Annotated in this window: 22 protein-coding genes and 1 other RNA gene; 7 read left to right on the top strand and 16 right to left on the bottom strand. The window is 66.8% G+C overall.

Features of this window, described 5'->3' with window-relative positions; genetic code table 11:
* Positions 1-175 precede the first annotated feature (175 nt).
* From ftsL to mraZ, 3 genes are read right to left on the bottom strand one after another with little or no spacing between them, the layout of a single operon-like run.
* On the bottom strand, positions 176-439 hold the full coding sequence (gene ftsL / locus J7396_RS15340) for a cell division protein FtsL (RefSeq protein ID WP_005910928.1): 264 nt from the start codon (positions 437-439) through the stop codon (positions 176-178).
* Positions 436-1479, bottom strand: coding sequence for a 16S rRNA (cytosine(1402)-N(4))-methyltransferase RsmH (rsmH, locus tag J7396_RS15335; protein WP_209261727.1), 1044 nt, complete (start codon positions 1477-1479; stop codon positions 436-438). Before rsmH ends, ftsL begins: the two co-directional genes overlap by 4 nt.
* A gap of 14 nt (positions 1480-1493) precedes the next feature.
* Positions 1494-1949 carry a division/cell wall cluster transcriptional repressor MraZ gene (mraZ, locus tag J7396_RS15330; protein ID WP_005910933.1) on the bottom strand — a complete coding sequence of 152 codons (456 nt, stop codon included), beginning with the start codon at positions 1947-1949 and terminating at the stop codon, positions 1494-1496.
* 300 nt (positions 1950-2249) lie between these two features.
* On the opposite strand from mraZ, the gene J7396_RS15325 reads away from it, so the two are divergent.
* Genes J7396_RS15325 through J7396_RS15315 form a run of 3 tightly spaced genes read left to right on the top strand, consistent with a single transcriptional unit; the run spans position 2250 to position 3645 of the window.
* The gene (locus J7396_RS15325) at positions 2250-3032 is read left to right on the top strand and encodes an NRDE family protein (protein WP_127167620.1); all 783 of its coding nucleotides are present in this window, start codon (positions 2250-2252) and stop codon (positions 3030-3032) included.
* 47 nt (positions 3033-3079) lie between these two features.
* Positions 3080-3331: a type II toxin-antitoxin system CcdA family antitoxin gene (locus J7396_RS15320; protein WP_008571282.1), complete on the top strand. Its 252-nt coding sequence runs from the start codon at positions 3080-3082 to the stop codon at positions 3329-3331.
* Positions 3328-3645 (top strand): CcdB family protein, encoded by a 318-nt coding sequence (locus J7396_RS15315; protein ID WP_011346416.1) that lies wholly within the window; start codon positions 3328-3330, stop codon positions 3643-3645. Before J7396_RS15320 ends, J7396_RS15315 begins: the two co-directional genes overlap by 4 nt.
* A gap of 478 nt (positions 3646-4123) precedes the next feature.
* Here J7396_RS15315 and rnpB read toward each other — a convergent pair.
* Positions 4124-4473, bottom strand: an RNA gene (gene rnpB, locus J7396_RS15310) — RNase P RNA component class A.
* A 146-nt stretch (positions 4474-4619) separates the two neighbouring features.
* A complete protein-coding gene (rsmI, locus tag J7396_RS15305) occupies positions 4620-5441 on the bottom strand; it encodes a 16S rRNA (cytidine(1402)-2'-O)-methyltransferase (RefSeq protein WP_029818675.1) in 822 nt (273 codons plus the stop codon).
* 120 nt (positions 5442-5561) lie between these two features.
* Here rsmI and J7396_RS15300 point away from each other — a divergent pair, with 120 nt between their 5' ends.
* Genes J7396_RS15300 through J7396_RS15285 form a run of 4 tightly spaced genes read left to right on the top strand, consistent with a single transcriptional unit; the run spans position 5562 to position 9576 of the window.
* On the top strand, positions 5562-7253 hold the full coding sequence (locus J7396_RS15300; RefSeq protein ID WP_014089390.1) for a penicillin-binding protein activator: 1692 nt from the start codon (positions 5562-5564) through the stop codon (positions 7251-7253).
* 3 nt (positions 7254-7256) lie between these two features.
* Positions 7257-7625, top strand: coding sequence for a YraN family protein (locus tag J7396_RS15295; protein ID WP_209261688.1), 369 nt, complete (start codon positions 7257-7259; stop codon positions 7623-7625).
* A gap of 29 nt (positions 7626-7654) precedes the next feature.
* Positions 7655-8194, top strand: coding sequence for a metal-dependent hydrolase (locus J7396_RS15290; protein ID WP_041469435.1), 540 nt, complete (start codon positions 7655-7657; stop codon positions 8192-8194).
* Entirely contained in the window at positions 8191-9576 is a 1386-nt protein-coding gene (locus J7396_RS15285; RefSeq protein WP_014089387.1) for an FAD-linked oxidase C-terminal domain-containing protein, read from the top strand. The genes J7396_RS15290 and J7396_RS15285 overlap by 4 nt, the downstream gene beginning before the upstream one ends.
* A gap of 13 nt (positions 9577-9589) precedes the next feature.
* Here the strand turns inward: J7396_RS15285 and J7396_RS15280 are convergent, their stop codons facing one another.
* The 11 genes from J7396_RS15280 to ribH all read right to left on the bottom strand — a co-directional run bounded on the left by J7396_RS15280 (position 9590) and on the right by ribH (position 23828).
* Entirely contained in the window at positions 9590-10306 is a 717-nt protein-coding gene (locus tag J7396_RS15280) for a response regulator transcription factor (RefSeq protein WP_014089386.1), read from the bottom strand.
* Positions 10296-12956, bottom strand: coding sequence for a sensor histidine kinase KdpD (locus J7396_RS15275; RefSeq protein WP_011346410.1), 2661 nt, complete (start codon positions 12954-12956; stop codon positions 10296-10298). Before J7396_RS15275 ends, J7396_RS15280 begins: the two co-directional genes overlap by 11 nt.
* Before the next feature lie 149 nt (positions 12957-13105).
* Entirely contained in the window at positions 13106-13735 is a 630-nt protein-coding gene (kdpC, locus tag J7396_RS15270) for a potassium-transporting ATPase subunit KdpC (RefSeq protein ID WP_014089384.1), read from the bottom strand.
* Positions 13736-13775: 40 nt separating this feature from the next.
* Complete coding sequence (kdpB, locus tag J7396_RS15265) at positions 13776-15824, bottom strand: potassium-transporting ATPase subunit KdpB (RefSeq protein ID WP_057682279.1); 2049 nt, start codon at positions 15822-15824, stop codon at positions 13776-13778.
* Positions 15825-15836: 12 nt separating this feature from the next.
* Complete coding sequence (gene kdpA, locus J7396_RS15260; protein WP_209261687.1) at positions 15837-17630, bottom strand: potassium-transporting ATPase subunit KdpA; 1794 nt, start codon at positions 17628-17630, stop codon at positions 15837-15839.
* A gap of 15 nt (positions 17631-17645) precedes the next feature.
* Complete coding sequence (locus tag J7396_RS15255; protein ID WP_005910961.1) at positions 17646-17738, bottom strand: potassium-transporting ATPase subunit F; 93 nt, start codon at positions 17736-17738, stop codon at positions 17646-17648.
* Positions 17739-18185: 447 nt separating this feature from the next.
* Positions 18186-19538 carry a type III secretion system effector F-box protein XopI gene (gene xopI / locus J7396_RS15250; RefSeq protein WP_209261686.1) on the bottom strand — a complete coding sequence of 451 codons (1353 nt, stop codon included), beginning with the start codon at positions 19536-19538 and terminating at the stop codon, positions 18186-18188.
* Between the two features lie 224 nt (positions 19539-19762).
* Positions 19763-21343 (bottom strand): CocE/NonD family hydrolase, encoded by a 1581-nt coding sequence (locus J7396_RS15245; protein ID WP_209261685.1) that lies wholly within the window; start codon positions 21341-21343, stop codon positions 19763-19765.
* 450 nt (positions 21344-21793) lie between these two features.
* Positions 21794-22768: a thiamine-phosphate kinase gene (gene thiL / locus J7396_RS15240; protein WP_008576787.1), complete on the bottom strand. Its 975-nt coding sequence runs from the start codon at positions 22766-22768 to the stop codon at positions 21794-21796.
* 110 nt (positions 22769-22878) lie between these two features.
* Positions 22879-23367, bottom strand: coding sequence for a transcription antitermination factor NusB (gene nusB, locus J7396_RS15235; protein WP_005910971.1), 489 nt, complete (start codon positions 23365-23367; stop codon positions 22879-22881).
* Entirely contained in the window at positions 23364-23828 is a 465-nt protein-coding gene (gene ribH, locus J7396_RS15230; protein WP_003490334.1) for a 6,7-dimethyl-8-ribityllumazine synthase, read from the bottom strand. The genes nusB and ribH overlap by 4 nt, the downstream gene beginning before the upstream one ends.
* Positions 23829-23862 lie beyond the last annotated feature (34 nt).

Here is a 23862-nt window from a genome sequence, read left to right as displayed (position 1 = left end):
CGCTGTGCAAAACGGCTGTCCTGCCGTTTTGTCATGGCGGCACCTGCATAAGCGCCACCCTGCGGGCAGCTGCGCTGTGCAAAACGGCTGTCCTGCCGTTTTGTCATGGCCGCACCCACATAAGCGCCACCCTGCGGGCGGCTGCGTCGTGCAACGCGGTTGTCCTGCCGCAAGCTCATGGGCGCACCACCACGATGTCGTTGGTCTCGGGGAACTTCATCCCGATGCGCGCACGTGCGACCTGGTCGACCCGGTTGCTTTCCGCCCAGGTGGCCTGCTCCAGCTGCAGCCGGCCGAATTCGATATTCAATTCGTCGCGCGTGTGTTCGAGCTTGGACAACTGCACGAACAGCTTGCGATGCATGTGGCGCATGTACACCACACCGATCGCCGAGGCGATGCTGCAGGCAAGCAGCACGACGAGCAGCAAGCGGCTCATGCGGCGTCTCCTTGAGACGCCGGGATTGGGGATTGGGGATTTGGGATTCGCTTGGAGCGCTCTTCCAATCCCGAATTCCGAATCCCGACTCCCAGCTTTTCAGCTACCCGCAACACCGCGCTGCGGGCACGCGGATTGACGTTCAATTCGGCGTCGTCGGCCTTGATCGCGCCGCTCACCAGCTGCAGCGTGGGAACGAACGGCTGGGCTTCGGGCAAGCGGCGGTTGCTCGGCGGAGCCTTGGCATAGCGGGCCATGAATTGTTTGACGATGCGATCTTCCAGCGAATGGAAGCTGATCACCGCCAGTCGGCCGCCCGGCTTGAGCGCGTCCAGGGCGGCGTCCAGCCCGGCTTCCAGATCGGCCAGCTCGCGGTTGATGTGGATGCGGATGGCCTGGAAGCTGCGTGTGGCCGGGTGGGTCTTGCTGTCGCCGCGCGGCATCACCGACGCGATCAGGTCGGCCAGTTGTGCAGTGCGCAGCAGCGGCTGTTCGGCACGCCGCGCCACGATGGCGCGCGCGATGCGGCGGCTCTGGCGTTCTTCACCATAGGTCCACAGCACATCGGCGATCTCGCGCTCGCTGGCCTGCGCCAGCCACTGCGCCGCGCTCTGGCCGTTGTCCGGGTCCATGCGCATGTCCAGCGGGCCGTCCTTGCCGAAACTGAAACCGCGCCCGGCCACGTCCAGCTGCGGCGAAGACACGCCCAGGTCCAGCAGGATGCCGTCGACGGTGGCCGCGGCCACCACCTGGCCGAGTCCGGCAAAACTGCCGCGATGGATGGACACGCGCGCATCGCCACCGAAGCTGTGTTCGGCCACTGCGATCGCTTCGGGGTCCTTGTCCATCACCAGCAGTCGACCTCCCGGGCCAAGGTGTTCCAGCACGCCGCGTGCGTGCCCGCCACGCCCGAACGTGCCATCCAGATACGTTCCGTTTTCGGTCACTTGCAGGCCATCCAGAACCTGCGTGTACAGCACCGGCACATGCGCCGCCGGCGGCTGCGACACCGGGTGACCGGGCTGCGCTTCACCGCGCATCCGGGCACCCCGGCTCACAACCTGAGATCGAGCAATTCATCGCCCAGATCCCCGTCAGACAATGTCTGCTGGATCAGTGCGCGATGTGCCTGCTCGCTCCAGAGTTCGAACTTGTCGCCCATGCCCAGCAGCACGGCTTTTTTCTCGATGCCCACCGCATTGCGGTGGCTGGCCGGGATGCTCAGACGGCCGTTGGCGTCCAGCTCCAGCACGGCGGATGAACCCACCAGCTTCTGTTGCAGCGTGCGGACCACGCGCTGGGTATTGGGCTTGGACATCACGTCGTCGCGCACCCGCTCCCACTCCTTTTCCGCATATAGCCACAGGCATCCGGCTTCGAAGGGGTTGTAGGTGAGGACCAGGCGATTGCCGCTGACACGCGCAACGAGGTCGCGGTATGCGGTTGGCACCGCCATACGCCCCTTGTCGTCCACCGTGATGGCAGTCTCGCCCTGAAACACCGAATGCAACCTCGAATACCCGCTGGGGGATCATTGAACCACGAAAAACCACAAAACACCTGGTTTTCCCTCCGTTGCCCACCTTAGCAGTGCGTCAAAGGTTGTCAACAGTTTTCAAGACCACAAATCGCCAGTTGCATCAATGAGTTGCGGCACTCTTTAGAGACTTGTTCAAAGGTTATCCACAAGTTGCTGTTTCGTCTCATATTTTGAGATTGAACGGAAATTCAGGGCGGTGAAGGCCATGTAAACCCGACTGCCGTCTCACTTCACATTGCGCCAGCTACGTATCCCAACTGCGCAAACAAGATGACAATCGGCGGCATGTGCTTGGTCGCTCTCGCCTGGAAAGCCCACCCGCGCTGGCGTTTGCTGCTGGTGGGCAACCGCGACGAATTCCATGAACGTCCCACTGCGGCACTGGCGCGCTGGGCGGCGCCGGCCGACAACATGCTGGCCGGCCGCGACCTACGCTCCGGTGGCAGTTGGGTTGGCCTGGGTCGGGACGGGCGCGCTGCGGTGGTCACCAACGTGCGTGACCCGCTCGCCACGGCCTCGGGGCGCTCGCGCGGGCATCTGATCGCCGACTATCTGTCCGGCAGCCTGAGCGCTACTGCCTACGGCAACGCACTGGCCGGTGCCGCCCACGAGTTCCCACCTTTCAACCTGTTGCTGTGCGACGCCGACCGTTGCGAGCACCTGAGCAACCACCCACCGCTGGCACGGCGACTGGCTGCGGGCATCCATGGCATGTCCAACGGACCGCTGGATGCGCCGTGGCCCAAGACCGCCGCGCTGACCAGGGTGCTGCACCGCTGGTGCGCCAGCGGCGAGGAAGACCTGCAGCCGCTGTGGGCCGCCCTGGGCAACCCGGCCATCGCCCCCGACGCTGCGCTACCGCAGACCGGCGTGGACCTGCCCACCGAACGCCTGCTCTCGGCCGCCTTCATCAGCGGCCCCAGCTACGGCACCCGCGCCAGCACCATCGTTGCGGCAGACCATCACGGCCACGGCTTCATCCACGAACGACGCTTCGGGCCGAATGGGAGTTTCCAGGGCGAGACACGCCTGGAGATCCCTGGCTCGCGTTGACAAGCCACAGTCATGCGCATAGCGTGCGCATAACCAGGAGCCAATGCATGAATCGCTATTACGACGTTTCAGCGCAGAAGAAGCCGCTGAATCTGACCATCAATGCCGACCTGGCGGCGCAAGCCCGCGCGATGACTGGCAACCTTTCGGCAAAGGTGGAAGAGTTGCTGGCCGAGTACGTCACCAAGGAACGCGACAACCACAGCGCCAGAGCGCTTGAGCTGCAACGCGCCGCGAGCGAATGGAAGGTCTTCACTGAAGCGCACGGCTCCTTCGCCGACGAGTTCTCCACGCTATGACCGACCAGTTCGATGTCTATGCCAATGTCGGCCAGAACAAGAACATCCCGTACGTGGTGGTGGTCCAGTCGAAGATCTTCGACGCCTCTCCTCGCCGCGTCGTCGTGCCCCTGGTCATCAAGTCCGGCCACTCCCCGACCCCATCCCGTTTCACCCCGGAACTCACCGTAGCCGGCCACAGCGTCATCCTGCAGCCTCTGGAAATGACCTCGGTGCCGCTGGCCGTGCTCAACAAACCTGCCGGCACATTGAAGGACCAAGGCCAGATCATCATCGACGCCCTGGACGAGCTATTCACCCGCTCGTTCGGTTAAGCGCAAAACAGAAAAACGCGTCAAGCAAGGCCGCAGCAACGCACACAGCGTTCGCCGCGAGGGCAAAGCCCAAACCAAGCAGTAAAGATCGAAGCAGCAATCGCATTGATCGCAGACAGCCGAAAGCACCGGACAACTTACCGAGTGCAAGCCCTCTTGGAATCAAGGGGCGCGGCGACAGCCGCGGGGATGTGGCAGGCCCGGAGCGAGACCCGCGTCTTGTACCGCCTGCAGCGGTACCAAGCGTGGGCGCCTTCGAGAAGGGCGAACGCCCGAATGAAGGCGGCGACGCGTCGCGAGAGCCTCGACCAACGACCTACGCCTCGACCAACTGCCTACCTGCAAGCCCCCTTGAGTCAAGGGGGCGCGGCGACAGCCGCGGGGATGTGGAATGCCCGGAGCGGGACCCGCGTTTTGTATCGCCTGCGGCGGTACAAAGCGTGGGCGCCTTCGAGAAGGGCGAACGCCCGAACGAAGGCGGCGGAGCCGGCCGATAAGCCGGGTTCTGTCGTGGACAGTCATTCGTCTAGGCGCTACGTCACCGCAGCGCTCAAGCAACCTACCCGGATCCAGCGCGGGCCACGCCAATGGATCCCTATTTGGTCTTGCTCCAGGTGGGGTTTGCCGTGCCGGTCCGTTACCGGACTCGCGGTGCGCTCTTACCGCACCATTTCACCCTTACCGGCTCCCCGAAGGGAACGTAGGCGGTATCTTTCTGTTGCACTGTCCGTCGGCTTGCGCCGCCCAGGCGTTACCTGGCACCTTGCCCTATGGAGCCCGGACTTTCCTCGGCACTCTTGCGAGTGACGCGACTGTCTGGCCGACTCCGCCGGGGCGCATTCTACGCTATCGCTGCAGTGCAAAACGGCGCGGCGATTTCACGCTGGCCATTGCCTTGTAGGAGCGCACCCGTGCGCGAAAGGGGGTACCGACCCACCACCGTCGCGTCCAGGCACGCTCCTGCAATGACCGCATTAGCCGCCATACAACGCCTTCCGCGGCGCGCCAGTCAGCTCGGCGGCGAGCTTGGCGGCGGTGGACGGGGGCAGGTGCTCGGCGAGCTTGGCGTAGACGCGGCGGCCTTCGGCGAGCTGGCCGTCGGCAGCGTCGGCGGCGCCCTGCACCATCACCACGAACTCGCCCTTGCGCTGGTTGTCGTCGGCTTCGACCTGGGCCTGCAGCTGCGCCAGGCTGCCGTCGAGCACGGTTTCGAACAGTTTGGTCAGTTCGCGGGCGATCACCGCCGGGCGGTCATCGCCGAAGGCCAGGCGCAGGTCGGCTAGCGACTCGACGATGCGGTGCGAAGACTCGTAGAACACCAGGGTGCGGGTCTCGCCGGCCAGCCGCGCCAGGCGCTCGCGGCGGGCGGCGCTCTTGGCCGGCAGAAATCCCTCGAAGCCGAAACGGTCGCTGGGCAGGCCGGCCACGCTGAGCGCGGCGATCGCCGCACAGGCGCCCGGGACCGGGCTGACCTTGATGCCGGCCGCACGGGCGGCGCGCACCAGCTTGAAACCGGGGTCGCTCACCAACGGGGTGCCGGCGTCGCTGACGATGGCCAGCGACTCGCCTTCGCGCAGGCGCGCCACGATGCGTTCGGACATGGCGTCTTCGTTGTGGTCGTGCAGCGCCAGCAGCGGGCGGTCGATGCCGAAATGGCCGAGCAACTGGCGGGTATGGCGCGTGTCTTCGGCGCAGATCGCGGCCACGCCACGCAACACCTCCTGCGCGCGCGGCGACAGGTCGGCCAGGTTGCCGATCGGCGTGGCGACCACGTGCAGGGTTCCAGGGGACGTCATCAGCGGTTTTCCGGGGGCAAAGGGTAGAATCGTAGCGTTTTTAACGGTCCGCCCCGGCGGCCCCTGTCCAATGGATCTGAAATGAACAAGCGTGTTGCAAGGATCTCTGCCCTTTCGCTGATGGTGATGCTGGCCGCAGGTTGCGCCACCAGCAGCGTCACGCCGACCGCCTCGCCGACGCAGAGCGCAGCGCTGGCACTGCTGGATCAGGGCAAACCGCGCGACGCCGCGCAGCAGTTGGAAGCCGAAGCCGCCAGTGCCAGCGGCGCGCAGCGCAGCCGGTTGCTGGCGGCAGCGGCGTTCGGCTGGCACGACGCCGGTGACGATGCGCGCGCCCGCACGCTGCTGGCGCAGGTCAACCCACGCCACCTGAGCGGCGAGGAGCGGGCCCGCTTCGGGCTGCTCACCGGCGAGCTGGCGGTGCTCGACAAGCAGGGCGCGCAGGCGTTGCAGGCCCTGGGCGACAGCCCGCAGGGGCTGACCCAGCCGCTGCAGACGCGCTGGCTGGTGGCACGCGCTGCGGCGCTGGAAGCCACCGGCGACCTGTTCGGCGCCGCAGCCGACCGCGCGCGTGCCGATGCCAGCCTGACCGGCACCGTGCGCAGCGACAACCAGCGCGCGATCGTGCGCCTGCTTGCCGCGCTCGACGACGCCACCCTCAAGGGCCGCACCGCTGCACTGCCGGCCGGCGACCCGTTGTACAACTTTGCCGGGCGCGCGTTGATCAGCCGTGGCCTGGCGTTGCCGCGCGCCTTCGAGCGCGATGCGCAGTGGGGCTTCGACACCAGCAAGCGCCCGCCGGCCGAGCGCGATGGCTACCGCCCACCGGTCAAGCTGGGCGTGCTGCTGCCGATCACCGGCAACCTGGCCACCGCCGCCGCGCCGGTACGCGATGGCCTGCTGGCCGGCTACTACGCCGAAACCCGCCGCCGCCCGGAAGTGCAGTTCTTCGACACCGCCGGCACCCCGGCCGGCGCCAATGCCGCCTACGACAAGGCAGTCAACGCCGGGGTGGATTACGTGGTCGGCCCGTTGGGGCGCGACGAGGTCAGCGCGCTGTTTGCGCGCGGCCAGTTGGCGGTGCCGGTGCTGGCGCTCAACCGCCCCACCGACAACAAGGCCCCGCCCACCGGCAGCGCAGGCTTCTCGCTGGCGCCGGAAGACGACGGCATCATGGCCGCCGAATACCTGCTCTCGCGCGAACGCCGCAACGTGCTGATCGTCGGCACCAGCGACGACAACGGCAAGCGCACCATCAAGGCCTTCCGCGACCGTTTCAGCGAACGCGGCGGCACGGTGGCCGGCAGCATCAGCGTGGCCGATGCGCCGGGCGATATCGGTGCGCAGTTGCGCAATTACGGCACTGCCGATGCAGTGTTTCTGGCAGTGCGCGGCAATACTGCGCGTGCGCTGGCGCCGCAGCTGGCGTTGGCCGGGTTCGCCGGCAAATCGCGCGTGGGTACCTCGCAACTGGTGGCCGGCACCGGCAAGGTCGAAGATGATCTGGCGCTGGATGGCATCGTCTACCCGAGCGAAACCTGGACCGCCCTGGGCGTGTCCGGCCTGCCGGCGGTCAGCCAGGTGGCCAGCACCCTGCCCAGCGCACGCGGCCCGGCCGCCCGCCTGTTCGCGTTCGGCTACGACGCCTGGAAGATCACTGCGTACCTGGAAAAACTCGCCACCGGCACCGATGGCGGCCTGCGCGGCGCCACCGGCACCCTGCATCTGGATGGCTTCGGCAATGTGTTGCGCACGCCGGCCTGGTCCACCTTCAGCGGCGGCCGCCCGACGCCGATCGCCGACGGCCGCTGAGCCATGCCGGCAGCGCGTCAGCAGCGTGGTGCGGCGGTCGAGGCGGCCGCACGCGCGTTGCTGGAGCAGGCCGGGCTGCGGCTGGTGGTTGGCAATGCCAACTACCGTGGCGGCGAACTGGATCTGGTGATGCGCGACGGGCCAGCGCTGGTGTTCGTGGAAGTGCGTTACCGGCGCGACGACCGCTTCGGCGGCGGTGCGGCATCGGTGGACTGGCGCAAACGTCGCAAGCTGGTGCTGGCCGCGCAGTTGTTTCTTGGCGCCCACCCGACCCTGGCCGAGCTGCCGTGCCGCTTCGATGTGGTCGATGCCAGCGGCGAACCGCCGGTATTGCACTGGATCCGCGACGCGTTCCGCGCCGACGATTGCTGACCGCCACCGACGCTCACGCCAACGTTTTTATGCCAACCGTCATGACCCACGCAGCCGTGCCATTGGCGCTGTGGTGCGCCAGTGAACGCGGCCGCATCTCGCCACGCCTGCTCGCGGCCGGCGTGGCGGCGGCGATGCTGCCCGATGCCGATGTGCTGGCGTTCGCGCTGCACATTCCCTACGCCGATGCGTTTGGCCATCGCGGTGCCAGCCACTCGCTGTTGTTCGCCGCAATCGTGGGGTTGCTCGGCGTTGCGTCACATCGCCTGTTGCGCGCGGATGCCGTGCAGGCGTCTGTGTTTTTGTTCGTCTGTGCCGCCTCGCACCCGCTGCTGGATGCGATGACTTCCGGCGGCCTGGGCGTGGCACTGGGCTGGCCGTGGAGCCAGACGCGCTGGTTCGCACCATGGCGGCCGATCCGGGTGTCGCCATTTGCCACCGGCTTCTTCAATGCGCGTGGCCTGAGCACGCTGCTCTCCGAGCTGCGCTGGATCTGGCTGCCGCTCACCGTCGCCGTGCTGGGGTGGAAATGCATCCAGCGCGCGGCACCACAGGATCGCAAGTCATGACCGATGTACTTCCCACCGCACTTGCCGAGGTGTTGGCCACGCGCCTGGGTACCGATGGCTGGTTGACCGGCGACGATGCACGCCGCCGCTATGGCGAAGACGATTCGCGCCGCTGGGCATTGCCTGCCGCAGTGGCGTTGCCGCGCGACACCGATGAGGTGGTGGCGATCGTGCAGGCGTGCCGTGCGCACGGCGTGCCGATCGTGGCGCGCGGCGCCGGCACCGGCACCACCGGCGCGGCGGTGCCGTTTTCCGGCGGCGTGGTGGTGTCGATGGCGCGCATGAACCAGATCCTGGCACTGCGTCCGCAAGACCGCTGCGCGGTGGTGCAACCGGGCGTGCTCAATGGCGACCTGCAGCAGGCGCTGCAGGCGCACGGATTGTTCTGGCCGCCGGATCCGTCCAGCGCGGAGATCTGCAGCGTCGGCGGCAATCTATCCACCAACGCCGGCGGCCCGCGCGCGGTGAAATACGGCGCCACCCGCGACAACGTGCTCGGCCTGGTGGCGGTGACCGGCACCGGCGAGGTGATCCGCTGCGGCGGTGCGTATACCAAGAATTCCACCGGTTACGACCTCACCCACTTGCTGGTGGGCAGCGAGGGCACCCTGGCGATCATCGTCGAGGCGACCTTGAAGCTGACCCCGCGCGCAATCGCGCAAGCCGGCCTGCGCGCGCTGTATCGCGATGCCTCCAGCGCCGCAGCCGCAGTGTCGCGGCTGATGGCGCAACCGACCACGCCGACCATGCTGGAATTCATGGATGCCAGCGCGATTGCGCTGCTACGCCGCAATGGCAGCGACGTACCCGACGCCGGCGCCATGCTGTTGATCGAAGCCGACGGCGATCACGACACCTTGCCCTACGCGCTGCAAGCCCTGCACGAGGCGGCCGATGGCCAGGGCGTACTGGGCCTGGACGTGGCCGCCGATGGCAGCGCGCGCGACAGGTTGTGGGCCGCACGGCGTGCCTTGTCGCCGGCCTTGCGCACCATCAAGCCGGGCAAGATCAATGAGGACGTGGTGGTGCCGGTGTCGCGCATTCCCGAACTCGTCGCCGGCGTGGAAGCACTCGCTGCGGAATTCGCGCTGCCCATCGTCGCCTTCGGCCATGCCGGCAACGGCAACCTGCACGTCAACATCATGTACGACCCGGCCGATGCCGACGAAGATGCCCGCGCACACGCCGCCCTGCCACGGCTGTTTACGCTGGTGCTGGCGCTGGAGGGCACGCTCTCCGGCGAACACGGCATCGGCGTGGCCAAGCGCGATTTCATGAGCCAGGCGTTCAATCCAGCCACGCTGGCGGCCATGCGCGCGATCAAGGCCGCACTGGATCCGGATGGCATCTTGAATCCGGGGAAGGTGTTGCCGCCCGCCTAGCGACGCGCAGGACTCACCGCGTGCCCCCGATAAACCGCAGCCCCACGCCCGGCTCGGTGACGATGTAGTGCGGGTCGGCGGCGTCGTCCTGCAGTTTCTGGCGCAGTTTGCCGACCAGGATGCGCAGGTAGTGGGTGTCTTCTTCGTGGGTGGGGCCCCACACCTCGCGCAGCAACTGCGGCTGGGTGACCACGCGGCCGGCGTGTTTGAGCAGCAGTGCGAGCAAGGCGTATTCCTTGCGGCTCAGCGGCACGGCCTCGCCGTGCAGGGTGACCTCGCGCAGGCCCAGATGGATATGCAGCCGGCCGTCGTCGAACACGCTTTCTTCCACCGTGCTGCCGGCGCCGGCCTGGCGCAGCAACGAGCGGATGCGGGCCATCAATTCCTGCACGCCGAAGGGCTTGGTGACGTAGTCGTTGGCGCCGGCATCGAGCGCGGCGACCTTTTCGGTTTCGCCGGCGCGCACCGTGAGCATGATCACTGGCACGTTGGACCACTGGCGGATCTCGCGCAGGACTTCATGCCCATCGCGATCGGGCAGGCCGATGTCCAGCACCACCAATTCGGCACCCTGCCCGGCCAGCAAGGCCAGGCCTTCTTCGCCGGTGCCGGCCTGCAGCACGCGATAGCCCTGCGCACGCAGGCTGATGTCGAGAAAACGACGGATCTGCGGCTCGTCGTCGACGATCAGCACGCGGGCGGGCGGGATGGCGGTGAGGTCAGTCGGCATCGGGGCGAGGTGGCGCGGCGGGAACGAGCAACGGCAGCGTAATGCGGATTGTGGTGCCGTGACCATGCGCGCCTGCCAATGCCTCCACGCTGCCCCCGTGCGCGCCGATCATGCCCTGGCAGATGGCAAGACCCAAACCGGTGCCGTTGCGCCCGCGGTCACCGCGCTCCACGCTGTAGAACATGTCGAAGATTCGCGCGCGCTCGTCTTCGGGAATGCCCGGCCCCTGGTCGCCGATGTCGATCTGCAGCGCGCCGGCGCGCAGCTGCGCGTGCACGGTCACCGGCACGCCGGCTGGCGAAAATTTCGCCGCATTTTCCAGCACGTTGAAGATGGCCTGTTCCACCAGCGCCGGGTGCACCCAGATCGCCGGCAGGTCGGCGGCCAGGTCCAGTTGCAGGCGCACCTCCGGCTGGTAGCGCTGCAGGCGGCGGGTGGCCGAGCCGATCAATTCATCGACGCCGATCCAGTCGCGATTCAAGGTCAGGCCGGTGTGGCCGAGCCGGGTCATGTCGAGCAGGTTCTGGATGTAGCGATCCAGTCGCTCGCCTTCGAGCTGGATGGTGTCGAGCAGGCTGTGGCGGTCGTGCGCGTCCATCGCATCGCCGTAGCTGGCCAGGCTGCTGGCCGAGCCGATCATCGAGGCCAGCGGCGAGCGCAGATCGTGCGAGACCGACGAGAGCAAGGCAGAACGCAGGCGCTCGGTTTCGCCGCTGACGCGTGCGCCTTCCAAATCGGCGACCAGACGCGTGCGCAGCGCGGCCTGGCCGATGTCTTCCACCATCGCTTCGGCCAGGCGGCGTTGTTCCAGGCCGGGCCGTTGCAGGGTCTGCCGAAAGCGCAGCGCGGCCACACCCAGCGTGCCGCGCTCGTGGCGCACCGGCAGGCACCACCATTGCGCGCCGGCCAGGGTATCGGTGAAGCGGCCGGCCGGTTGGCCGTGGCGCTGGGTCCAGTCTGCGGCGCTGCGATCGAGCGCACCGAAGCTGGCGGGTGCGTCGCTTTCGCGCTGCTCCAGGCGTAGCCAGACGTCGGCATCCAGCGCAGTGGTCAGCGCGCGACGGCCGGCTTCTAGCACCTGACCCAGATCGGCCGCGGTGCTGAGCTGGCGGCCCAGCGCCTGCAAGGCGTTGGCATGCGCATTGGCCGCGCGCAAGGCCAGTACCTGGCTGCGCAGGCGCGAGGCCAGCCGGCCGGCGACCAACGCGGCGATCAGGAACATGCACACCGTCACCACGCCCTGGCGCGCGCTGATCTGCAAGGTGAAACGCGGTTCGATGAAGAAGAAGTTGTAGGCGACAAAACTCAGCAATGCGGCAACCACCGCCGCAGCCATGCGTGTGCGCGAGGCCACCAGCACCACCGCGACAATGAACACCATCGACAGGTCGTCGATATCGGTCCAGCGTTGCAGCAACCACGCCACCCCCACCGCACTGGCTGCCGCGATCGCAGCGAACGCCATGTCGTAACGCTGCAGCCATTGGCGCGGGTTACGCCAGCGCTGGCGCGCACGTGCGCGCGCATCGGCGGAGCTGACGATGACCAATTCGTAATGCGCGCCACGTTGCAGCAATTGCTGGGTCAACGTGCGGTTGAACATGCGCGCCAGCGGGCGCTCGCGGGTGCGCCCCAGCACCAGGGTGGAAATGCCGTTTTGCGAAGCGAAATCCAGCAAGGCATCGGCCACGTTGGTGCCGTGCAGCAGCGCGCTGTCGCCACCGAGACGATGGGCGAGCGCGAATGCGCGATCGATTTCCAGCTGCCAGGCCGCATCGGTCACGGTGCGGGTCTGGACGGTGACCACCGTCCACGGTGCATCGCGCCGCTCCGACAGGCGCCGCGCCACGCGCACCAGATAATCCGAGCTGCCACGGCCATCGATGGCCACCACCACGCGGCGTCGCAACGCAGCGGTGCCAGGCAAGCCGCGCGCGGCCTGGGTATCGCGCAGATCGCTGTCGACGCGGTCGGCAGCGGTCTGCATCGCCAGCTCGCGCAACGCGGTGAGGTTGGAAGGCGAGAAAAACGCCTGCAACGCCTGCGTGGCCTGCTCGGGCAGATACACCTTGCCCTGCTGCAGGCGCTCGATCAGTTCGCGTGGCGGCAGGTCCACCAGCACGATGTCGCGCAGGCGGTCGAACACGGCATCGGGCACGGTCTCGGACACGCGCACGCCGGTGATGCGCAGCACGATGTCGTTGAGGCTTTCCAGGTGCTGGATGTTGACCGTGGTGTAGACGTCGATGCCGGCATCGAGCAACTCCACGATGTCTTGCCAGCGCCGCTCATGGCGGCTGCCGGGCACGTTGCGGTGCGCCAGCTCGTCGATCAGGGCCAGCCGCGGTTTGCGTGCCAGCAGTGCATCCAGATCCAGTTCTTCCAGCATGCGGCCCTGGTAACTGACCCGGGCGCGCGGCAGCAGCGGCACGCCTTCCAGCAGCGCCGCGGTTTCGCTGCGCCCGTGCGTCTCCACCACGCCGGCCACCACATCCATGCCCTGGCGCAGGCGCTCGCGCGCCCGCGACAACATGGCGTAAGTCTTGCCGACTCCGGGCGCGGCGCCCAGGAACACCGTCAGCCGCCCACCATGTTCGCGCTGTAATTCGCCGATCAGGGCGTCGGCTTGCTGGGTGCGGGCATCGGACATGCGGGAATGGACAGTCGGGGATTGGGAGTGGGCGAAGCGGGGCCCGGGACCCGGGACCCGGGCCCCGGAAGAGCCTACCGCGCAATGCTGCATGATGACTGCGTTGGCAGGTAGCACGCTTGGCAACAAGCAAATGCGTAATCCTGCAGTTACTGCTTCGGCATTTCCCGGGTCCCCGGTCCCGGGTTCCGGCCCCCGGCCTCATCCAACGCGAGGTTCAAAGCCAACACATTCACCCGCGGCTGCCCAAGCAGCCCGAACTGGGGCGCTTCGGTCGCCGCCTGCACCAGGGCGGCAACGCGTTGCTCGGGCCAGCCGCGTGCGGCGGCCACCCGGCGGATCTGTACCTGGGCGCCGGCCGGGCTCAGGTGCGGGTCCAGGCCGCTGCCGGATTGGGTCAGCAGCTCGCCCGGTACGGCTTCAGGGGCGATGCCGTCGCGTGCGGCCACTTGTGCACGCGTGGTCGCGATACGGGCCAGCAAATCGGGATTGGAGCGGGCCTGGTTGCTGCCGGCCGCGGCGGTGAGGTCGTACTTGGCGGCCGACGGACGCGGCTGGAAATAGCGCGCATCGGTGAACGGCTGGGCCACCAAGGCCGAACCAACCACGCGCGCATCGACGCGCACCAGCGAACCGGTGGCCTGCTCGGAGAACAGCGCACCGGTGATGCCGGTGGCGATCAGCGAGTAGGCCAGGCCCAACCCGAACAAGATGAACACCGCGAGCATCAGCGAACCGCGCAGAATGCCGCCGTCGCGTAATGGCAAGGAAGAAGACATGGACATGTTTCCGGAAGAAGAAAGGGGCATCACGCGTGGCTCAGGCACCGAGGACGGCAACCAGCGCCAGATCGATCACTTTGATCGCCGCGAACGGCAGCAACACGCCGCCCACGCCGTAAATCAGCATGTTCCGGCGCAGCAGCGCGGTGGCGCTGGAAGGACGAAAACGTACCCCGCGCAACGCCAGCGGAATCAATGCCGGAATGATCAACGCATTGAAGATCAAGGCCGCCAGCACCGCATGACGCGGGCTGGAGAGCTGCATCACGTTGAGCGCTGCCATCGACGGGATGGCGGCTGCAAACAGCGCCGGCAGGATCGCGAAGTACTTGGAAACGTCGTTGGCCAGCGAGAAGGTGGTCAACGCGCCACGCGTGATCAGCTGCTGCTTGCCCACTTCCACCACCGCCAGCAACTTGGCCGGATCCGAATCCAGATCCACCATGTTGCCGGCTTCCTTGGCCGCCTGGGTGCCGGAGTTCATTGCCAGGCCCACATCGGCCTGCGCGAGCGCCGGGGCGTCGTTGGTGCCGTCGCCGACCATCGCCACCAGCCGTCCGCCCGTCTGTTCGGCACGGATGCGTGCCAGCTTGTCTTCCGGGCGTGCCTGGGCGATGTAGTCGTCCACGCCGGCTTCGGCAGCGATCGCCGCCGCGGTGAGCGGGTTGTCGCCGGTGATCATCACGGTCTTGATGCCCATCGCACGCAACTGCGCGAATTTTTCCTTGATGCCCTGCTTGACCACGTCGCTCAACTCGACCACACCGAGCACATGACGGCCTTCGGCCACCACCAACGGCGTGGCACCGCCACGTGCGACGTCCTCGATGCGGCCCTGCAATTCCGGCGAGACCGTCGCGCCCTGCGCCTGCACATACGCCACGATCGCATCGCCGGCGCCCTTGCGGATGCTGCGCCCACCGATATCCACGCCGGACATGCGCGTCTGCGCGGTGAACGCGATGAAATGCCCACCCTCGGCTTCCACTGCGACCGCACCTTGCTGACGCGCCAGCTTGACGATGGACTTGCCTTCCGGTGTGGGGTCGGCCAGCGAGGCGAGCATGGCCGCATCGCGCAGTTGTGCACGGTCGACGCCGGCCAGCGGATGGAATGTGGTGGCCTGGCGGTCGCCGTAGGTGATGGTGCCGGTCTTGTCGAGCAGCAGCACATCCACGTCGCCGGCCACTTCCACGGCCTTGCCCGATTTGGCCAGCACATTGGCCGACAGCGCGCGGTTCATGCCGGCGATACCGATCGCCGGCAACAGCCCGCCGATGGTGGTCGGGATCAGGCACACCAGCAATGCGATCAGCAGCAGCGGATCCAGCGTGACGCCGACAAAGCCCGCGATCGCCGGCAACGATGCCACCACGATCAAGAACGTCAGCGTCATCGCGGCCAGCAACAAGGTCAGCGCGATTTCGTTCGGTGTCTTTTGCCGGTTGGCACCTTCCACCAACGCGATCATGCGATCGAGGAAGCTGTGCCCCGGCTCGGCGGTGACCTTGAACACGATCTCGTCGGAGAGCACGCGCGTGCCACCGATCACGCCGCTGCGATCGGTGCCGGCCTCGCGCAGTACCGGTGCCGATTCGCCGGTGACCGCCGCTTCGTTGATGGTGGCCACACCGCGCACGATCTCGCCATCGGCCGGCACGAACTCGCCTTCGGATACCATCACGTAATCGCCCGGACGCAACTCCGCTGCCGGCACACGCGTTTCGCGGCCACCGAGTGCGGTTTCCACCCTGCGTGCCACCAGGTCCTTGCGCGCACGCCGCAGCGATGCAGCCTGGCCGCGACCGCGCGCTTCGGCGATGGCTTCGGCAAAATTGCCGAACAGCACGGTGACGAACAGGATCGCCGTCACCGCCCAGCCGAAGCCGGCATGCGAATGCCCGCTGGCGGTGATCACCGCCGCCAGCAAGGTACCGCCCATCACCACCGCCATCACCGGGCTGCGCAGCAGATGCCGCGGCGCCAACTTGGCGAACGCCGCACGCATCGCCGCAACCAGCACGGCGGCATCGAACAACGCTGCGTCACCGCGCTCGCGTTTTTCAGTCGTATCGATCGTAGACATTGCTCAAAACTCTCAGGACGCCGCCAGGGCGAGGTGTTCAGCGATAGGACCCAGCACCAGTGCCGGCATGAACTGCAGCACGGTCAGCACGATCACGATCGCCATCAGGGTCAGCGCAAAGGTGGGCGTTTCGACCTGCAGGCTGCCGGCCGATTCCGGCGCACGCCGCTTGACTGCCATGCGGGCGGCCACCATCAGCGGCAGGATCAACGCCGGATACCGTCCCAGCGCCAGCACCGCCGAACAGCTCAGGTTCCACCAGTACGTGGCATCGCCCAGGCCTTCGAAACCCGAACCGTTGTTGGCGAATGCAGAGGTGTACTCGTAGAACACCTGGCTGATGCCATGGAAGCCGGGGTTGGAATTGGCAGTCAGTGCCGGGACAGCCAGCGCCACTGCGGTAAAGCCCAGCACCACCAGCGGCTGCAGCAGGATCAACAGCGCCAGCAACTGCACTTCGCGCGATTCGATCTTGCGGCCGAACAACTCCGGCGTGCGCCCGGTCATCAAACCGGCCAGAAACACGCTCAGCAACAGATACACCACGAACTGCTGCAGACCACAGCCGATACCGCCCCAGATGGCGTTGATCAGCATGTCCACCAGCGTGACCAGGCCACTCAACGGCGCCAACGAATCGTGCATCGCATTGACCGAGCCATTGGAGGTCTGCGTGGTCAACGCCGCCCACAATGCCGAGGCATCGGCACCGATGCGCACCTCCTTGCCTTCCATCAGCGCTGGCGAGTTGGCGCTGGCCGAATGCGCTTCGGACCACAGCAATAGTGCGGTGGACGCGGCCGACATCGTGAGCATCGTGCCGAACACCAATGCCGTCAGGCGCTTGCGCCCGGTCAGGTAGCCGACCATGAACACCACGCTCATCGGCAGCAAGACCAACGCGAGCGTTTCAAGCAGATTGCTCAACGGCGTTGGGTTTTCCAGCGCCACCGAACTATTGGGGCCATACCAGCCACCGCCATTGGTGCCGAGCTGTTTCACCGCCACCATCGCCGCAACCGGGCCCACCGCAATGGTCTGCTTGGGCATGCCCGCGCTGCTATCCAATGGCGTCGCCGTCGCCGCGCCCTGTAATGTCGACGGCACGCCCTGCCAGCCGAGCAGCACGGTCCACAGCAGGCACAGCGGCAACAACACGCGCACGCTGGAGCGAATCACGTCGGCCCAGTAATTGCCGACGTCCGCTTCAGGCAGGGCTTCCAACCCAGACCCGCTGTGCTGGCGCCCCGGACGCGACGGTTCCGGCTCCGAACTCTCCGCCACGGCCGACGTGTCCGGATTCGCTGCAGCAATCGACGCCTGTCTGGCGGCACGCCCACCGAACAATGCGCGCAGCGTTGCAACCGCCAATGCCAAGCCCATCATCGGCGTCACCACCTGCAGGCCGACGATGCCGGTCATCTGCGACAGATACGACAGCTGCGCCTGGCCAGAGTAATGCTGCTGATTGGTGTTGGTGACGAACGACACCATGGTGTGCAGGGCGGTATCCCACCGCATGTTGGGGATGGCATCCGGGTTGAACGGCAGCCATGCCTGGGTCATGAACACCACCCAGGTCAGCAAGCCAACGACAAGGTTGCTGAGCAGAAATGCCATGCTGTATCCGCGCCACGACATGCCCTGCTGCGGACGCGTGCCAAGCAAGGCATACAACGGCCGTTCGATCCAGCCGAACAGCGCATCGCCGCGCATCGGTGCACCGCGCATCACCGCAGCCATATAACGGCCCAGGGGCCACGCCAGCACGATGGCCAGCGCGTACACAAGAAAAGTTTCAGTCATTGAGGCGCACTCGGATCAGAAGTCTTCGGGCCGCAGCACCACGTACAGCAGATACGCAGCAGCAACGAGTACGGCCACGCCGCACAACAGGGACAACCAGCCAGGCATGTCGGTCACTCCCCCGAACGCGCGCACGGCGGCGCGATAAGTGCGATGTGCAACGGCGTAGGAAGCGTGTGCGTGCCAACATGGCAAAGCGCTGCCGCACCGTGCGCGCAGCGCCGATGGAGCAGACAGGTCAAGGGATGCATCGGGATCGTCCACGGCGGAACCGCTCCGCCAACCTGCGCAGTCTCTGCCTGGGCCGCGTAAAGTCGCTATGGATCTGCCGCCGGCGCTGCGTAAAGTCCGCATAAAATGCGCGGGCCAGCGCTGCGCCTCAACCAGATGGCCCGCCGCGCGTTCCGACGGTTGGCTTGCCTGGCTGCGCCAGCTGCAGGCACGCAGATGGCAGCGACGCTGCGAAGTTCCATCTGCTCAAGGGTCGCGCCGGACAGGGGGGCTTCAGGCACGCGCGTCCGCTGCGTGACCAGACCACACTCAATCAATCAGTGCTCACATGTCCATATACCTGCGCGACACAGTCGCAAGCATCATGCTGGCCGTGGCGATCGCGTCGTCGCATCTGGCGATAAGTTCAGCGGCCTGGTTCGGGATCGCAACAGCCTGCGCACGGACGGCGGCAATGACCGGTATCTGCTCGCTCGGGAAGAGGCTCGCCGCCGCTGCAAGCACATCAAGGCTGCACAGGTAACGCACCGCGGCAGGCTGGTGCGGCAACGCCCCAGCCAACCGCCTCAGCACCGCAGCGCCGCTCTCTGTGCTGTCCAATGCGTGCACGGCGCGCGTCAATTCCCTGAAGGCAGCCTGGCGCACTCCCGGATCGGGCAGTCTGTTCAACAAGGCCACCAGGTGGGTCAAGGCTTCGGCTCCATCGCCGGAACGCGCGAGGTGCTCGGCAAGCTGCGCATACGCTTGCTGGAATCGATGGATCGGCTCCAATCCGACAAGATGCAGCCGTAGGGTCACCTCTGCCAGCAGGCGGGGGCCGGTCTGGAGTGCAGCAGCCTCGGTGATCGCCAGGTTGACTGCCTCCTCGGGCAGATGCCTGATCGCCGATGCCAGCAAATTAAACGGAAGCGCTCCGCCGATGCCTCCGGCAGCGCCACCCTGGGCCGGAGCCACTGCGCCTTGCGGCCCTGGCTCACCATCACCTTGCACGCCCCCTGCATCAGCCTCTGCGACTGCCCCTATGTGGCCAACGTGCGCTGCTCCGGCAGCAGCCTGCAGCGCTTGCCGGCGCGTGGCAATCAAACTGGGCAAGATTGCATGGAACGCGAGCGCGCGCAGGTCCTCGGGCAAGCATCCCAGGTCATCCGTCAAGCGCGCCACCACGCGAAATGCCATATTCCCGGAATGGCGGGTGGCGTGATTCAACACCGCGGTAAACGCCTCAAGTCGCTGCGCCTGCGGCAATGATGGAATCCGCGCTGCAAGCCTTCCGTATCCGCGCAATATCTGCTCGCTGCGCTCCTCATCGTCCGGGTAGGGGAAATGCGTCACTTCGTCCAGGGCGACACGCATGCTTTCTGCACTATGGACGTCCCCGAACTCCAAGCTCGGGTCATAGCGCGGCCGCGCTGTCAGGAACGCTTGCACATCCCTGGTGTCTTCCGCCATCTGCCGCGAGACGCTGCCCAGGCGCACGAGGCTGCGCGGTCCACACCGCTGCGCAATCTCGCGTCGTAGATCATTCGGCAGCGCAGATAGCCCGTCGAACGTCTCGGCACGCCGGGGTGGCACTGTGCTTGAGTCGACGACTCCTTGACTCGCCGAAGCCTGCGACGTCTCCTGCGTTTGGCTGGTTGACGCCACAGCATGCGGCAGACCGGTTCGGGTGATCGGCATCTCGGGTCTCCTGCGGTGTGCCGCAGCAGCGGCATCGAACTAGGCTTCGTGCGTACTTTCCCGAAAGCGACCTCGTGTCCGCGCGCACAGCCAGAAATCGCGTTCGCCTGGGCGAACGCGACGTGACCGATGCAGATGCGGGTTCGGCGGATGGCACGCCACCCGCCGCTGTTCGCCAGTCTCGCGGCGGACGATCTGGGACGATGCAGATACGGCGTGCTGCCCTACCGAAGCGGCACGTTCAACACGGAGGGCGCTGCAACTGGCGAGGTGAATGTCACCGTGCCACCGCCCTCGCTGGCATCGGTGTAGCGCGCGTCGCGGGTGTCGATCACCAACACCAGTCGCTGCCCTGCGGGAATCTCGGTTGCCGCCGCCTGCAGTGGCCAGTCCAGCGTGACTGCGCGCCCCGGCGTGGCGTTGCGCAACGAATATGGCGCATGCGTGATCAGTTGCGCAACGCCCAAGCCATCCATGCGGTACAGATACGCGAACAGACTCACCTTCGATTGACTGGGCACCACTGTCACGCGTAGCGACGGGCTACCGGCCAGGCGCCGGGTGCTGGTCGATGGCGAGCCGACCCACACGGCGGCACCGGCGCGGTTGACCAGCGGAATCGAGGTGCTCACCGGCAGGCCGATGCCTTGCAGCAAACCGCTGACCAGCACCACCCCGGAATCGGCCACGGTCGGCACGTCGGTGGCGATGCGCGATTGCCACCCGCTGGACGTCCCGCCGGTCAATCCACCGGTGGGACTCAGCAAGCCGGCTGGTGCGGACAGACCCAGCTGCGTGGTTGCCTGTTGCACCGATGCCCAGTCCGGATAGTCCAGCCATTGCCCGGCACGTGGCGATAGCCGCACCGGTGCTTCGGCATCTACGCCATTACGCACCTGCTTGAGATGGCGATCGAACCAGCGCGTGGTCGCGGTATAGATCTCATTCGGCAATCCCAATGCACCAGGCAGCTCTGCGGTGGCGTGATCGCCCTGGCTGAGCAGCAGTTGTTTGGGGCCACGCAACTGGTTGAAGAACGCGATGGACTGGTTCGGCGGAAACAGGCCGTCGTTGAAGGCATTACCCAACAAGACCGCGGTCCCACGCGCGTTGAGCGCTGCCACATCGGTCGCAGGGCTGCGCGAGGCGGCCTGCGGCAGGAAGCCCTGCACCGCGCCATCGTAATCGCCTTGCGCCACGCGTGCGCCGATCTGCGCCAGATCCGGGCCAGCCCGGCCGGTGAGTGCGCCCGCACCCACCAGCAGGCCGACGCCCTGCTGGCTGACGGTGCGATTGGAATACAGCGCCGCTTCCAGATCGGCCCAACCGCTGAGCGCGGCCACCGCCTTGATCCGCGGGTCGCGCTCGGCTGCCAGCAGGCTGATGCCTGCCCCGTACGAAATGCCCGACGCACCGATCGCATCCGGGTTAGCCGGCGTATGCGCCAACGCCCAGTCGATCACCGCGCTGACGTCTTCCACCGTGTCCGGCCCGGCGATATCGATCTGCCCGGCCGAATCCCAGAATCCACGCGAGGTATAGCTGACCACCACGTAGCCGTCGCTGGCCAGTTGGGTGGCGCGCCCCAGATATTCCAGATTGGGCAACGACCAACTGGCCGGCATCACGATCAGCGGAAACGGCCCGGCGCCCTGCCCTTGCGGCACCAACACCAATGCGCCCATCTGGGCACCGTCCCAGCCGGGAATGCGTTCATAGGTCTTGCTGAAGGCGCCTGCCACGGCCGACGCCGATGCCAACAGCAACGCCAGTGCGGCGATGCTCCCGATCCAACGCTTGCTCATGCTGCTGTCTCCCACGCGAGGCCAGGCCGGGATGGCCCAGCGGCAACTGCGATGCATCCGTGGTTCGGGGGAGAACGGGGCGAACGTACCAGACGGTACGGTATGGCTCAAGGGCCGGGATTCGGGATTCGGGATTCGGGATTCGGGATTCGGGATTCGGGATTCGGGATTCGGGATTCGGGATTCGGGATTCGGGATTCGGGATTCGTTGCTTGCGCAAGCGGGAGCGGCCGGGCAAACTGGTTCGCTGCCTTCTCCCGCTCGCGGGAGAAGGTGCCCGGAGGGCGGATGAGGGCTGGCAGCACCCGTTGTTTCCAATGCGCTCCACCGAACTTCGCAGCAGGCGCCACCGCCGCCTCCACTACGGCACCCAACGATCAGCGCAGCAGCATCGTCTCAGCGCAGCGCACCGGCACTGCCCGCATCCACCGCACGCTCCAACCCCACGCCTCAGCCGACGAAATGCTGGTAGCCGCGCTGCGGTGGGTGCCAGGGGTTGCCCTCGGCGTCGTGTACCACCACGCCGGGCGTGGCGACAATCTGGCCGATGCGCGTTGCAGCCACCGTTGCAAATTCCATTGCCTGCGCCACGGCATCGCGATGCTGCGGCGCGGCGGTGAAACACAACTCGTAATCGTCGCCACCGCCAAGTTGCCAGCCCAGGCACTGCACCACGTCGATTCCGGCACTGCGCGGCATCGCCGGCAAGGCCGCGAGCACCAGGCGCGCACCCACGCCGCTGCGTTCGCATAGATGCCCCAGATCGGCCAGCAGCCCGTCGGAGATGTCCACGCAGGCATGCGCAAGCCCGCGCAGGCGCAGCCCCGCCTGCACGCGGGGCTGCGGACGCAGCAGGCGGCCGCGCCAGCGCTCGTGCAACGGGTCGGCCGCCGCGCAGGTCACATCCAACTGGCCGGCCTGCCACAACGCCAACGCGGCGGCGGCTTCACCCGGCGCGCCGGTCACCCACACGTCATCGCCAACGCGCGCACCATCGCGCCGCAGCGCGGCGCCCGGCGGCAGGCTGCCGATCGCAGTCACCGCGCACGACAACGGCCCGCGCGTGGTGTCGCCACCGACCAGCACAATGTCGTGTGCATCAGCCAGCGCGAAGAAGCCATCGGCAAAGCCATCCACCCATGCCGCATCGTCGTGCGGCAACGACAACGACAAGGTGCACCAACGCGGTTGCGCGCCCATCGCCGCCAGATCGGAGAGATTGACCGCCAGGGTCTTCCAGCCCAGATCGTCAGCGCGCGTCTCGTGCGGAAAATGCACGCCTGCATTGAGCGTATCGGCAGTGATCGCCAACTGTTCACCGGCCGGCGGCTGCAGCAACGCCGCATCGTCGCCAATGCCCAGCGGCACATCGGCACGCGCTGCAATGCGCGCACGCAGACGGGCAATTAGATCGAATTCGGGCATGTAGGCGAGAATCGGGAGAAGGGAATCGGGAATCGCAAAAGCGCGTCAGGAGATATCGGAGATGGTGCTCTTACGATTCCCCATTCCCGACTCTCCATTCCCGCGGCGCCTCAGGCGCCGCTAGCGCCGCTGGCGCCCGACTCCACCTTGCGCCACTCCACCGCGGCGCGGTCCAGCACCCCGTTGACGTAGGTGTGGCCGTGCTCGGAGCCGAAGCGCTTGGCAGTTTCGATCGCTTCGTTGATCACCACGCGGTACGGCACATCCTGGCGGTACAGCAATTCGTAGGCGGCCAGGCGCAGCACGGCGCGTTCGATCGCATCGACCTCTTCCACGCTGCGATCCAGGTACGGCGTCAGCGCGGTATCCAGCTCGGCGCGGTTGCTCAGCACGCCTTCAACCAGGTTCTCGAAGTACGCCAGATCGGCCACTTCGTGCGCCTGCTCGTGCGCGAACTGGGCGATCACCTGCTTGGCAAAACCGCCGGAGATCTGCCAGGCATAGACCGCCTGCAAGGCGCGTCGACGTGCGCGCGAGCGCAGCACCGGGTCGATGCCGTCGCGACGGCCGTGGCGCGAATGCCCACCGGGCTTGCTCATGGCAACAACTCCATCAAATTCACCAGTTCCAGCGCTGCAAGCGCGCATTCCTCGCCCTTATTGCCGTGGCTGCCGCCGGCACGGGCTTCGGCATCTTCCACGCGTTCGACCGCCAGCACGCCATTGAGCACCGGCACGCCGGTCTGCAGCTGCACGCTCATCAGGCCTTCGGCACACAGGTCGGCCACGTGCTCGTAGTGGCGGGTATCGCCACGGATCACGCAGCCCAGCGCGATGATCGCGCCGTGCTGGCCGGACTGCGCCACGCGATTGGCGGCGATCGGGATCTCCCAGGCGCCCGGCACGCGGATCACGTCGATGGCGTCTTCGCCGATACCGTTGCCGGCCAGGCTCTGGCGCGCGCCGGCAACCAGCACGTCGGTGATGCGGGCATTCCAGCGGCTGGCGATGATCGCAAAGCGCGCGGTGGTGGGGCGAAGATCGCCTTCGTAGTGGGTCATGCGGGTCGGCAACTCGAGGGGGCGGGAAGTTTAA

Origin of the sequence: Xanthomonas sp. A1809 (assembly GCF_017746015.1) — a bacterium.
Taxonomy (GTDB): Bacteria; Pseudomonadota; Gammaproteobacteria; order Xanthomonadales; family Xanthomonadaceae; genus Xanthomonas; species Xanthomonas euvesicatoria.
Note: the sequence above shows the minus strand (reverse complement) of the source record. Positions and strands in the feature narration are given on the sequence as shown.